We start from the raw sequence: 14,571 nt of genomic DNA, 5'->3' as shown, positions 1-14,571 counted from the left end.
TATGATCTTAATGCAGTTGGTTATCAAGGCACTCGCCATATTGTACGACAATGACTGACGCCTGATATCCACGCCCTAGAAGGACGTGGTTTTACGGCGTTGGATGATAAATACCGCCATTCACTGTTTATTGTTTATTGTTTATTGTTTATTAAAGGAATATATCATTATGCCCACCTCTACCATCCCCAGCTATCGACCAGCGCCTGAGTTTCCACCGATGACGATTGGCTCATTTAAGGCCTATGATATTCGCGGTGAGCTCGGCGTTAGCCTCGATGAAGACATCGCTTATCGTATTGGTCGCGCCTTTGCACAGATATTGTTTCAGCGGTATCAGCAAGCAGCCGCTAATCAAGACAGTGAGCTGGCGACGCTAAAGCCCGCTATCGTCATCGGCAGCGACATTCGCCACTCAAGTGAGGAGCTGAAACAAGCAGCCATCAAAGGGATAGTCGATGCAGGCGTCGATGTCATTGACCTTGGCATGACCGGTACTGAGGAGGTGTATTTTGCCACCAGCCACTATGCGGCTTTAGGCGGTATCGAAGTCACCGCCAGTCACAATCCGATCAATTACAATGGCCTAAAGCTGGTCAAAGAGCAGTCAAAACCCATCAGCGCTGATGATGGACTGGCAGAGATTCAGGCATTGGCAGAGTCTGGGCAATTTACCAGCAGTGATAAATCAGGGGCATTGCAACTGCTGACGGATAAAAGCGCCTATATCAATCACTTGATGACCTTTATCGACACCGATAAGCTCAAACCGCTAAAGCTGGTCATCAACTCCGGTAATGGTAGCGCCGGCCCTGTCGTTGATTTATTAACTGACAAATTGACGCAAGCAGGCGCGCCGATCGAGGTAATCAAGCTGCATCATACCCCAGATGGCAGCTTCCCCAACGGCATCCCCAACCCGATGATTACCGCCAACCGAGCCGCGACGCAGCAAGCGGTTTTGACTCACAAAGCTGATCTGGGTATTGCCTTTGATGGCGATTTTGATCGGTGTTTTTTGTTCGACGAGACAGGCGAGTTTATCGATGGTAGCTATGTGGTGGGTATGCTGGCGCAGGCCTTTTTAAATAAATATCCAAACGAGTCCATCGTCTATGACCCACGAGTGATATACAACACCGAAGCGGTGATTGACGATCTCGGTGGCAAGGCAGTGATCAGTAAGTCAGGGCATTCCTTTATCAAGCAAGTCATGCGCGAGTCGGGCGCAGTCTATGGCGGCGAGATGTCCGCTCATCACTACTTCCGTGACTTCTTCTATTGCGACAGCGGCATGATTCCGTGGCTACTGACCATTGAACTGCTATCCATCACCGGTAAGACGCTGTCGGAGCTGGTCACCGGCTATATCAATGCTTACCCCAGCTCAGGGGAGATGAACTTTCACCTAACCACAAATGACGCGCCCGCTATTATTAGAGCCATTGAAGACAAGTATCGCAGCCAAAACCCCAGCAAAACCACCCTTGACGGCTTAAGCCTCGACTTTGGCGACTGGCGCTTTAATTTGCGCGCTTCTAATACCGAGCCGCTCATTCGGCTCAATATCGAAACGCGCGGCGATCAGCCACTTTTGGCGGATAAGATACAAGAGATCGAGCAGTGGCTGGCGGCACAAGGGGCGATGCCAGCATAAAGCCTTTGCCTTGGCACAAAGAGTGCTAATGGTCAGATAATAAAGGCTCGCTAGTGAATATGAGCGCGCCTTTATTTCGCACGGCCGATGCCCATATAGCTCCCCACCAAAGCTGCAATTTGTGAGCGGCTCATGGCATTTTGCGCATCAAATATTGGCATGGCGTACTGGTTGATTTTGCCAATATCTAACTGATCGCGCGGCGACCAACTGATGATAAAAATAGCCTGCGCCTCTGCAAGATGCTGATAAGGCTGGGCAACCAGCTCCAGTAACGGCTGCTGCCCATACAGCACAGTCAGCTCATGTTGCGCCTTATCGCTATAGACCAGTGTGCGGATATTGTACGACCATAGCAGTGCCAATAACGGATGAATGGCCGAGCCTGAGGTGCGTCCTGAGCCAGCCTTATAACTACCGCCCCAGATCATCACAGTTTTATTATCGATAAACCCATCAAAATACTGCCAAAACTTACGAAATATCAGCTCTTTTTGATCTTCATTGATATGTATGACCGACTCTAAGAGCGGCATATTTAAACGATGGGTTTGGCTAGATTGCTGCAGTTGCTGCAGCTCACTTGGCAGAGTGTTGCCACCAAAGCCCCACCCAGCTTGTAAGTAACTACTGCCCACCCGCTGATCTAAGCCCATGATACGGCTGACTTGCCCAATATCGACGTTTTGACTATCTGCCAAGCGCGACATCTCATTCATAAAGCTCACCCGCGTCGCCAACATCGCCATGATGCTACTACGAGCAAACTCAATGGTCGCAATATCGGCATGATGGGACGCGCTTGCATGCTGCATCAATGGTTTTAATACCGCCAAATGCTGACTACTCTCTGGCGTTTTTTCGCCTAGTAGCCACAATGAAGGGTTTAACATCGAGCTATAAGCATCGCCGTCTTTTAAAAACACAAAGGGCACATAATACACCCACGCCCGCTGCAGCCGCTGCGCCAGTGCAGCCACCTGCCCTAATGCCTGAATACCGCTCATGATCAGCGGTAGCGACTGCTGGTGACTGTGGTTAAAGGCGGTAATCCAGTCGTCCTCTAGCCATATCGCGTCAATACTGTCTAAAAATAGCCAATATAGCGCCACGCTGGCTGGTTTGGGCGGATTATCAGCGGCGTTATGAGTGCCACCGCCTGTTTTATCATAGCGCTGCAACAGCTGGTCTGCACTATTTGGTAACGCGTGGTGACTGATCAGCTGCTGCTGCTCATACATCTGCCACAGTGCCTGCAGATGATGCTCAAAACCATACTGCTCTAACTGCTGGGCCAGTAGGACTTTATCAGCATACAGATGCACGCACTGACCGAGGCTTGCCAGCACCACCGCACTGGTGATGGCCTCGATACTATGACCGACCAGCACACAGACATCAGGTTCCTTTACTGGATTTGCTTGCCAGCCCCGCGGGTCAGACAAACGCTTATCACTATTATCCGTGCTCATGATGTTACCTTGTAAACTGATGATTATAGGCTAGACAGCTGATTGATGTGGCGTAGCAGATGATCGGTGGAGCTATCAAACTGCCCGTCACGCTCGTCTTGCATGGCATGATATACGGACTCCGCCATCTGCTTACCCATCTCAACTCCCCATTGATCAAAAGGGTTGATATCCCAGATGCTGGCCATGACATAGACCTTGTGCTCATACAGCGCAATCAGCGCGCCTAGGCTATGCGGGGTCAGCTCATCGAGCAAGATAGTGGTTGACGGCTGGTTACCGCGGTAGTATTTGTATTTATCAGCAGCGCTATCGGCCGTGCTATCACTGCCAGCTGTCGCAACGGCGGCATTCCCAAAGGCCAGCACTCGGCTTTGAGCCAGACAGTTGGCGAGCGATAGCTCATGCTGCTGCTGCAGCGGCGCGTTTTTTTGCTTATCGTGATAACGGCGCACGCAGGCGATAAAATCACATGACACCTGCTGCGTGCCTTGATGCAGCAGCTGATAAAACGCATGCTGCGCATTGGAGCCGATCTCACCCCACAGTATCGGGCAAGTATCATAATCAAGACGCGCGCCGTGCTGGGTGACTGACTTGCCATTACTCTCCATCTCCAGCTGGGTTAAGTAGCTTGGCAGATAGCTCAAACGCCCATCATACGGCAGTACCGTGTGGGCATTGACGCGTAGAAAAGTACTGTTCCAAACAGCAATCAAACCCAATAAGACCGGTAAATTCTCTGCAAAGTCAGCCTGAGCAAAGTGCTCATCCATACTGTGCGCGCCTGCCAATAGCGCCTTAAACCCCGCCATACCAATCCGAATGGCCAGCGCAAGACCGATCGCCGACCACATCGAAAACCGGCCGCCGACCCACTCCCATAGCTGTAGCTGATGCTCAGGATGAATCCCCCAAGCGCACATCTTTTCGCTGTTGGCAGAGATACCGATGAAATGCCGACGCAGCACACTGTCCTCTGTACCCGCATGGCGTTTGGCGGTAGCGAGCAACCATGATAAGGCCGTCTTGGCATTGGACAAGGTGTCTACCGTCCCAAAGGATTTGGACGAGATAATAAATAAAGTGGTCTCAGGATTGAGGTGCTTGAGTAGGTTGTCTAGCTGGGTGCCGTCCATGTTGGAGACAAAATGCACGTCGATATCGGTATCGGCCCATTCATCAAGCGCCGTCGTCGCCATCAAAGGCCCAAGATCTGAGCCGCCGACGCCGATATTGACCACATCAGTAATGGCCTTGCCCGAAAACCCGCGCCACGTGCCATTGCGTACCCGCGCTGATAGGCGAGCCACCTGCGCCAGACTATGATGCACATCAGCCACCACGTCTTGCTCGCCGACCTGTAGCGCGGCGGTCGCTGGCAGACGTAGCGCTGTATGCAGTGCCGCTCGCTGCTCGCTGGTATTGACCATCGCGCCTTGTAGCAGCGCCTCGATACGAGCCGATAGATCGCAGCTATCAGCAAGTCTTAAAAGGTTAGATAATACCGTCTCATCGATACACTGCTTGCTATAATCCATGTATAGCGCCCCCGCCCGCGTACTAAAACGTGTGGCGCGCGTGGCATCTTGCGCAAACAAATCCGCCACCGACCAGCGCTGCGCTGCTACACTCTGTAGCTGCGACCAATATACCGAGTGGCGGGCGCTGCGATAAGCGCTATCTTGCTGTCTATCGTCCATTGGTTACTTATCATCCGCGAGTTGGCGCTCGGCAAAGTAGATAAACGCCTGCATATATGAGCGCATATCGCCAGCATCATAGCTATCGCCGCGCATCGTCGTCACATTGACCCCCGACTCACTAATCAGCGCATCGATAGCATCGGTCAGCTGAATCTCACCGCCGACCGAGGCGGTAGTCTGCGCCAGATAATCAAAGATTTGATTGCTAAACACATAGCGGCCGACCACAGCGAGATTGGACGGCGCGTCTGCTAAGCTGGGCTTTTCGACGAACCCTGCCACCTTAAAACTGCTATTGATATTTGTGTTGTCATCGATATCGCTCGCATCACTAAACGCTTGACTCAATTGCGCGATACCGTATTTATGCACATCCTCATCCGCCACGCTCTCGACCAATATCTGTGAATGACCATCGTTGGCAAAGGCATCGATCATAAAGGCTAAGTTGTCCACGCTCATATCGGTGGTGTATGGATCGAGCACCACGTCAGGCAATAACACGGCAAAGTCATGCTCACCGATGATGGGACGGGCGACCAATACCGCATGACCCAACCCCAATGCCTTGCCCTGACGGATCATCGACACCGTCACGTCCTCTGGTAGCCAGTTGAGGCTATCGGCCAGCTCGTCTTTGCCTTTATGACGCAGCTGCGTATCTAGCTCGGCATTGATATCGAAGTAGTTTTCGATTGCGCTCTTTTGCGCATGGCCGACGAGGACGATGTGCTTGATACCAGCAGCAATGGCTTCTGCCACTACATAATGAATGGCGGGGCGATTGCCCAGTGGCAATAGCTCCTTGGGCACGGATTTGGACAGTGGCAGCATACGAGTGCCAAAGCCTGCGACAGGGATAACGGCGTGGGTGATGTTTTTCATAGTGATTGGCTATATTAATAGGAAAAATGAATTAAGAATGATGGAGTACTATTAGAGACTATAAATCAATAAACTCAATAATGCGCTGCAGCCATTTATCATAATTGTAATTTTGCAATACATGGTCACTGGCATAACGCATCATCTCTATTTGCTTTTTGGTATAACCTCTAGATAACTGCGCAAATAGCTCATCTGCGTGTTCGCGACTGTCAATGACTTCGCACATCCCTTCAAAGCGGGTACTGACGGCCAAACTGGGGTTGGTCACTGCCAAGCGCCCGCAAGCCATAATCTCGATCAGACGGCGGGAAAACATACTTGGAGAGTCGGTCACGGTATTGACATTTAAGCAATGCGAATACTGCCTAAATAGCTCACCTGTCTGGTCATAAGGCACAGCAGGCTTGATGGTCATATTGGGCAAGTCAGGATAACGATAGACGTCAGACTTACGGTCAGAGTTACGGTCGACGATGGTCAGGCCATAAGGAGAAGCGGCGGTAAATGCCATATCCTGCCATTGCTTGCGTACACTATGAATATGATGACTGTAGCTACCGACAAACAGGCTCTCGTTATAACGCGGGGGTAAATCGCTGGGGTGATGAAACTTAGGCTGCACGGCAAAGGGTAGCACCCCTACTTTTACACTCTTACCTAATATGGATTGGTAACGCTCAATACAGTTTGAATCAACGGTCAGTACATACTTAAACAGACTGGCAGAATCGATAAAGCGGTTAAAGTGCGCGCTGTCTTCTTTATTCCAAAATACAGCAGGGATATTGTATTTATCTGCCAGCTCTAAGAGCTTGCGTAGCTCAACGTTATTACGTTCAGGGTAACCAGGGTAATTAGCAATCTTATAGCGCCATTTATCTTTGTGACCGCGCCAAGCGGACTCAACTAACAATATATCTGCAAGCTTAAAAGCAAGCTTATCAGGAAAAGTATGAGAGTAATTAATGGAAGATATATTTTCATATTTCAATGATTTGAAAGTTAGCGAATCTCCTATAAATATAACTCTTAATTTTCGTTTACTATTAGACATCTGCTAAATTATTCCCACTGTAATGAATAGCTTCCAAAGTTAAGACGGTAAATAGATTTTTAATATTACCCTATAAGTTAGTTATCTTTATTCAATTTCTTCGAGTAAGAGATTTGTCACTAAAAAATTCTGATCTGAATTTAATCGGATTTCTACAGTATTACATTCCTTCAAATCTTTGAAAGGAGTATTTACAACCCAGCCTCCATAGGGTACACCATCTTTTTCTTCACCGCTTATTATAGAAGCCACCCCTGTCTTATAAACTAACTTCAGTTTAAATTTTTTATTACTTATTAATATGTATCCTTCAAATAGCTCAATATCATGCTCAGAGGGAATTAAAAACCTTACAACCTTTTCTAGACGTTCATTAGGATCGTCATTAGTGAAATGATCTGATATTAATATATTATTAAGATGGGAGAACTTAACAATCCTTTTAATAAAATATTTTTTATCAATACAGACTTCCCCCTTAATTAGAGTTAGGTTATCTTCCAGTTTCTCAACGAAAATTTCCGATGAAACTCTGCTCTTATTAGAACCGTCTTGATACAATGTAATTGGATAAAAATCATCATATTTATCATAGAATGCACCAGAATGTCCTCGTTGAGACTTAACTAAAACGTTTGAAGCATCTCTCCAATCATAATTTAAAAAACCTGCATCTGTAATAATAGGTGTGCCATCATACCAATAAAAAATCGATGTATCATCTGAATGTTTATGTGTTGAAGATGAATACCCGCATTTCATAGAAAAGTATCTATCTCTAAGTTTTCTGTGTTTCAGTGAATAGAAGCCACTTTCTAATGAATAAAACTCAGCAAACTCTAATGGTTCTACTGGTTTTTGGGAACTTATATTACTATCACCGAAAGGTGGTAGCTCTCCATTCGGCAATGCTATTAAAGATAAAGTGTGCTCTGCTATTTTTAAAATCTTAGATAAATTGTCAGTTACTACAGAATATTGGCTATCATATTCTGCAAAAAACCTTAACTCATCAATTTGCTGCCTTAGAAATCTAATATAGAAATGCTGATATGCAGGTGTGTTCTCATTGCATAAACCATAGCTATCAAATGCACTTTCTACAATCTCAATTAATCTGTTTGATGCTAGCTCAATAATCGTACTTTCTCTGAGTTCAGGTGCTTTTATAAATAATGGAATGTGCAACAGTGCTGATGCCAGCATCATCCCATGATTATTATTGACGATATTACCTGGTAATATAGCCCACTTAACTAAGCTTAAAATTATTTTAGTTGCCTCTGGTTTATTATTGAACTTTGTCTCATCTTGAGCTAGAAGATAAGTTAAGTTTTTTATTTGTTCAGCAACTAAATGATCTCGTGAAGTCAGCGTACTAAATATATCTTCACTATCCTGACTTTTAATAAAGTTGTAATAAGCCTGAATAAACTCATTAACAAATGTATCATCATTATGATCTCTATGAATAACTCTAAGCCAAGCTAGAGAGTGATACCATAGCATTGTACTTTGATATTGCGGCGTTTCGTTTATGTTAAATTTTTTATTAACTTCATTTGTTAATAAAATTGAAAACCTATTAGGTGTAACCGCATCATATTTATTTTCACCAATTGAGTTAATCTCCCAGCTAGGAGTAATATCTGAGTCCCTCAGTTTAATATAATCCAAGTACTTATCTTTAGGTAGAAGCATTGTACATCCTTAAAAACCATATAGTAACTATCAATTAGCAAGAGAAATAAGACTGTATGAAAAATTTAGCCCAAAAAATATGTACTTCTAGATAAGAATCATATTTAACAGTTTAAGTTTCATTTGCATTTTAATACTTTAAATAATATTAGGCTAACAAGTGCTCTTTAACGAAGTGTAGATACTTTTCTTCTGACCAACTCCGTGCTGGAAGAAACTTCGACTTATATCTCAGAGCATTATTAATAGTAACTTTCCCTATCTCTTTTCCAGGTGCTCCTGCAATAATGGTACCGGCAGGTACAGACTTTGTTACAATAGTATTTGGAGCAATTATTGATAAGGGTCCTATCTCAATACCTCCTGTTATATTTGCCCCAGCCCCAATAACTGTTAAGGCACCAATTTTAGGTACTGTAGTTAATTTATTAATTCTCTTATCCATACGAGTTTTACTGCCATTACCACCTATAGTAACGTTCGCTCCTATTGTTACTCCTGGAGCAATCTCTGCGTCTTTATGTAGTATCACCCCAATACCACCGTAAGCAAAGATAACTTCACCTTCTAATTCTAGAGCAGCAGGCACATAACTATTATGAAAAAGGTAGTTCAGCCTTTCACATCTATCAGCTCTATCGAGCATTCCAGCTTTAAGATACCTATTAGAAGACTGCCAAATACGATATGCACTGGGGATCTTATCACCTATAGTAGGTATAGACTCAATCCACGTATCAACTATCTGATCCCATCCATGGCTTACCTTTCTCTCAGGAGACAAATTCCACTTACCATCTCTTAAATTCATTCTAATATACTCTAGATTAGAAATTCTATTTTGAGATGTAAAAGAAACCTCAGCGTTAACTACATTTTCGATATGTTCCATTCTACCTTTTAACTCTTCGATAGCTTCTAATAAAGAGTTTTCTGAAATAGAATTATTCTGATTCATTGGGCTACCTTTAAATAGTTTTAATAGTTGATAAGAAAGATTCCAAGACCCCATATGTAATTAAAATTATAGTCGATATACTATAAAAATGTCATAGCGCTACTGGGATGAATTTTGTGCAGCCTCTGGGAACGCAGCACGCAAGTAAAATTTATACCAGTAGCGCGTTTAAATCCATAACAGTTTTACATTCAGCTAACTATAGCTCGAGTTCTACATAATTTATCTAAAAGACTGTTATCGTAATCTTAGATTATGAAAGACTTTATCCTAATCAGATTGAGAAGATAGTCTGTAATCTCTCAGAAGTTTTATTAAGAGGCTCAATGCTTATATCAATAAAATGAGTGAGCCTCAAAAAGTCTATATAAATAATTATATGCTAGAGCTTGAGAAATATTATAGGTCTAATGCATTAGTTAAATATTAAGCATATATAGGAGCTCAAGTTAATTAATATTATAAGCTAATACTATTCCTACAATCAGAGGAATCTATAAATTATATAGAACATTTAGCGCTTTACTTGAATAATCACTAGAGATTATAGAGTGATTTTTTCAAGATTTATAATTTATAAGTAATGTAGATATAAACTTTAAATTAAGCTGTAATCTGCAAAAGCCCTTAGCTTTGAAGCTAAAGTAGCTCTATTTCTTGGGCTGTATTCTTTAGCCCAAGAAATCAAACTAGTTAAGTCATCATTTATTAGCTCAGAAAACACTGTTTGACTTGACTTTAGTATTTCAATGGATTTTTCTATTTCTTCATCTAAGACTCTATCAAAATTCCATTCTAGTAAAGGTGGTCTTACAGCTCTTTGGAACCCTCTTAGATCCTTAATACCTTGTACAATGTCTAGCGCAGGGGATACTTTAACTGAATCGTTGCTTTTACGAGGTAGATGGTAATTTGAATGAAAAATTCGATCATCTGTAGGTGTGTCAAATTCTAAATATGCAAGTTTATCATCAAAACAGCGAATCACATCAAAAAGCACACGGCCGGTTATCTGCTCACTTAGTGGGAGTGAGCGAGAAGCCTCTAATAAAGATGGTGTTGCAGCTACGTTCAGAGTATACATTGATTCAGGTACAGACTGCCTATGACCAAAATGAAAACGATTCCTAAAGTTTAAATAATGAGCATCAAATTTGTGCCCAATTTTTTGTCCCGGTAAAATTTGGAAAGTTTCTAACAAATAATCAATATAATTAGGGAAAAACTCATTTCCGAAACGTTTATCTTTAAATTTGTACAATAATTCTGATAAATACTCATCAGAGCTCACCTTCATCGACTCTGCTGTCTGAAACAACATTGGCTTCCAGTATTCACGATAAAGCTCACCTCCACCACCTAACATTCGTATCGAAGGTATTTTTGAAACAGAAAAAAGTGGCTTTAAATCTCCTGATGTAATCCAATGATGCGTACCAAAAACTTGAGAGCGTATTCTTTCCAAGTTCTGTCCAGGTGTAAATACAGAGTATCCTACAGGCACTGGTCTTTCTTGATAGCTACCTCCATACTTTTTCACTAATCCTGAAGCGATGTTCAAGTCAGTAGCAAGTCCAGGTGTGCTTGGATTTGATATTGTATTAAAGATAACATCCTTCACTCTACCTGAAGCAACTAATGCTCCAAAAACAACTCGACTATCTCTCCCACCAGTTAAATCAGAAAATACTGGCAGGCCGCTATCTAATATAGCTACCACATTATCTATAACCTCTTGAGCACCCTTTTTGATAAGTTGCCAGTACTCTGTTGGTGACCTTTCTTGAAACTCACTTTTCAAAAAAGTTTGTTCTATATGAACCTTTCCATTTAAAATTTTTGCTGTAGCTCCAGCTGGTAAAATTTTAACTCCGTCAACTGGGGTATCAAAAGTATTAAGACAATATGAGAATCCGCCATTATTATAAGTGGAGCTAAAAGATACAGGGATATTTATCTTCTTAATAACTAATCCTAATAAATGCAACCGATTAGAGATAAAGTTTTCAGAGGTGTAAACCATACTCATCCCAAAAGGGTCAGGTTGTACTAAGGCAGAATGGCTAGATAAATCAATAAACGTATAGTTTCCTGCACCATAATGAGATGGTATAGAACTCATACGCTTAGGTCCTAGATTAAAGCTCGAATCTAAAACACCTAGACCTGATAAAAATCGATCACCTAAACGGCTATCCCAAATGTAAGCAGTATATCCTGTCTTGATTATCTCATTAGCACCTAAGCTTATTAGTAAGTTTCGAATATAATCATCACTTCGAGTTGTAATTAAAAAGTCAACTCTAGTGTCCGAATAAGGAATAAAGTTTAATCTACTCATAAAGCTCTCAGCTATTTAATTTTTTAAAAAGTATACTTAATGTTCACATGCTATGATCTGGTATTAAATTTAAGATATCAATGTCTCATAAATTAATATTCAAAAGTCATTTATAATATTTGACAAAGTTACGTGTGCTTGACCACTGTCAATCTTAGTGAAATATTGCCCAACCTCTAACTTGCTAAGCTCACTGCCTTCTTCATAAAAAGACCATATAGCACTATCACTTCCTATGTAATCGCTTATTTTTGATGGCAGATATGGATTAAAACCAAATACATCCCTTGCTTTAGCGTCATTTACTATCAGAACATCCATTTTTTTACTAATTGATAGAAACTCAAAGTAGTTAACATAGGGATTAATTACGAAGTAGTCTTTCAAACCTTCTTCTTCGATCATTTCATAAGCAGAATCAGTCTGTTCAGTAAAGATATGGATCATAGGTTGTTTAAAATTCTTAGATTTTAAATTATTTTTATCATAGAAACGTATGGCCTCAATTAGATCATCTAACCTACGCGTTTTATAGAAAGCACCAAAGTAAGCTAAATTGACCTTACTACTATCTAACCTGTAATTGGTGTCATAGCTTTCATAAAACTCACTCGGCAATGTCGGGTGCACTGCTATATTAGCTGACTTATCTTTATCTACTATATATTCACTGTAAGGAAATCTATCCAACATTAAGTTCTTTTGATTTTCACAGGTAAATATGATTTCGTCTGCAAACAGATAGACTATCAGTTCACACCAAACGTAAAGATTAAATTCTTTCAATAAAGCAGATTTAAGATTGAATTGACTTACTACCTCTTCAACCCAACTTTGCGAAATCTTAGAATCTCTTATACCACCTTCGATATTAAAAATTACTGGATCAGAAAACTCTGCTATCCACCTAACATTTGGGTTTCTTCTTTTGTATTCAAATGCTGCAAAATGTGAGGCAGGCCAGAAAGAACGACTATATACCGTATCATAACTTTTCCCTTCCACCGCTCTCATAGCAGAAGTACTAAAATCATAAACGCTATTCCAGCTACTAAACGAAGTCATTGTAGAAATCATGTAAGAATCTCTAATTAAATGCTGATCTATTTTATAAAGGTCAGGGTTAATATCTCTGACTGAAGACATATCAGCGCAAACAACATCACATAACTCATCAAACTCAAAGACCCTTTTAGCTGTGACAACGGCACTTGTATCAACAAATGGAGGGTGACAATAACTAATAACCAGTAGCTTCGGATCAACTAGGCCTAACCTACCTTGTAAAAACATATAAGGGAAATTATCGATTTTCCTCTTTATTACTTCTAAATGCACGTTTTTATAATCGTCTGGATTCTCTTTAAGATAGCTAACGATAAAACCACACTGAGCCCTTATTTTAGACTCAATAAAGTGACTCCCTTCCTGATTACTAGCTTTAGTCTTGAGCGAACTTAAGCTTTTAATAACGTCTAAGCGCTGAGATACATTAAAATCAAAGCTCATTTCTTGTCTTGATAATGAGTTACCTCTAACCCTTCGTATATAGTAGGCTTTCTCATTATCTGACATGATTAGCTTTGGGCTGTAAGTAATAAAGTAGTCCGTGAAATAACTGACGTCTTCTCCGCTCTTTAACCTTTCATCAAACATGAGGTTTTTTATTTTCGCCGTAGGAATGATTTTACTAGCTATCATAGTAATTGCACTCGAGAAATGCTTTATATCACTACTCTTATGACTCAAGGATTGTAACAGTTGGTTATTAATTACATTGACTTTTTGCAATTCATTATCTTCAGTTAAGTCATATATCCTACAAAAACCTATAGAGTTTGGACCTTTAACTTTATATAACGCAGCTAAATACTCTTCAGATAATAAATCATCATCATCACAGAAAACCAGATAATCCTTTGTAGCCTTGAGAACAGCAAGATTCCTTGCATGCGAAGCACTAGCTACTTCTGAGTAGCTACAATCTATCTTTAAAAAAGGATTTTTTCTAGAAAAAGCTTGGACCTTTTCAATAGTTCCATCTTCTTCACCATTAACAACTATTACTACTTCTATTAAGCTAAAGTCTATATTTCTTTGATTAGTAATCGATGTAAGAGTATCAATAATAGTATTTCTACCTTTATAACTAGGTAAAATTATAGAAATACCCTCATCAAGCTGTTCAACATCTATCTTTTTAGCTTCAGGTTTCAGAAGTTCTATTTTTATATCTCTGAAATCAATCGCACCATCACCTGTTATCTTAAGACCTAGATTAAAGAAATCAGCATTGTCTGGCACACTGACTTTCAAATTTCTATTTATAGGCAGCATATTATAGGAAACTCTTTTCTTCGAGTTGCCTTCAAAAAAAGATATGATCACAACAACTTCAAGACTTGTAGAAATGTCAAAACTGAATCTTAAACCTATTTCAGGGGTTAAACTTGAATTTATACTGCATAACTTACTAGAAAACTTATAAGTAGGCTTGTCGTTTAATGACTCAAAAAAGTATCTAGTATCTTTAAGTAAAAAAGTTCTATTATCAACTTTAACTCCAAATACTTCCAACAGATTATCTGAACTAAAGGCTTCTGATTTACTCTTCTTTTCTAAGAACTCTTGGATAGTTTGATACTTTTCATTGAAAGTAGTATTACTCTCATTGTGTACTATTTCATTTCGAGACATCGTCTCTAAACATAGCCTGTGAATAACAACTTGCTCACCCACCTTAGGCAAAAAGTGGCTAAATCCAAAGTGAATAGTAGCAACTCCTTCGGGAACC

General features: G+C 41.3%; 9 protein-coding genes. 1 reads left to right on the top strand and 8 read right to left on the bottom strand.

The window, feature by feature from the left end; genetic code table 11:
- The first annotated feature begins 169 nt into the window (after positions 1–169).
- Complete coding sequence (locus tag BTV99_RS09660) at positions 170–1,657, top strand: phosphomannomutase (protein WP_075102169.1); 1,488 nt, start codon at positions 170–172, stop codon at positions 1,655–1,657.
- 71 nt (positions 1,658–1,728) lie between these two features.
- Here BTV99_RS09660 and BTV99_RS09655 read toward each other — a convergent pair whose 3' ends face one another.
- From BTV99_RS09655 to BTV99_RS09620, 8 genes are all read right to left on the bottom strand, one after another.
- Complete coding sequence (locus BTV99_RS09655; protein WP_075102168.1) at positions 1,729–3,129, bottom strand: UDP-glucose 6-dehydrogenase; 1,401 nt, start codon at positions 3,127–3,129, stop codon at positions 1,729–1,731.
- A gap of 23 nt (positions 3,130–3,152) precedes the next feature.
- The gene (gene pgi / locus BTV99_RS09650; RefSeq protein ID WP_075102167.1) at positions 3,153–4,832 is read right to left on the bottom strand and encodes a glucose-6-phosphate isomerase; all 1,680 of its coding nucleotides are present in this window, start codon (positions 4,830–4,832) and stop codon (positions 3,153–3,155) included.
- 3 nt (positions 4,833–4,835) lie between these two features.
- Complete coding sequence (locus BTV99_RS09645) at positions 4,836–5,720, bottom strand: UTP--glucose-1-phosphate uridylyltransferase (RefSeq protein ID WP_075102166.1); 885 nt, start codon at positions 5,718–5,720, stop codon at positions 4,836–4,838.
- Between the two features lie 58 nt (positions 5,721–5,778).
- A complete protein-coding gene (locus BTV99_RS09640; RefSeq protein ID WP_178377948.1) occupies positions 5,779–6,636 on the bottom strand; it encodes a glycosyltransferase in 858 nt (285 codons plus the stop codon).
- Positions 6,637–6,864: 228 nt separating this feature from the next.
- On the bottom strand, positions 6,865–8,478 hold the full coding sequence (locus BTV99_RS09635; protein ID WP_075102164.1) for a heparinase II/III family protein: 1,614 nt from the start codon (positions 8,476–8,478) through the stop codon (positions 6,865–6,867).
- A gap of 148 nt (positions 8,479–8,626) precedes the next feature.
- Positions 8,627–9,436 (bottom strand): hypothetical protein, encoded by an 810-nt coding sequence (locus BTV99_RS09630; RefSeq protein WP_075102163.1) that lies wholly within the window; start codon positions 9,434–9,436, stop codon positions 8,627–8,629.
- 598 nt (positions 9,437–10,034) lie between these two features.
- The gene (locus BTV99_RS09625) at positions 10,035–11,777 is read right to left on the bottom strand and encodes a hypothetical protein (RefSeq protein WP_143507121.1); all 1,743 of its coding nucleotides are present in this window, start codon (positions 11,775–11,777) and stop codon (positions 10,035–10,037) included.
- A gap of 99 nt (positions 11,778–11,876) precedes the next feature.
- Positions 11,877–14,571: glycosyltransferase (locus BTV99_RS09620; protein WP_143507119.1), on the bottom strand; the 2,695-nt coding region annotated here is incomplete at its 5' end.

This window comes from Psychrobacter sp. Rd 27.2 (assembly GCF_001921755.1).
GTDB classification, from domain to species: domain Bacteria; phylum Pseudomonadota; class Gammaproteobacteria; order Pseudomonadales; family Moraxellaceae; genus Psychrobacter; species Psychrobacter celer.
This window is presented reverse-complemented; position numbering and strand designations above follow the sequence as displayed.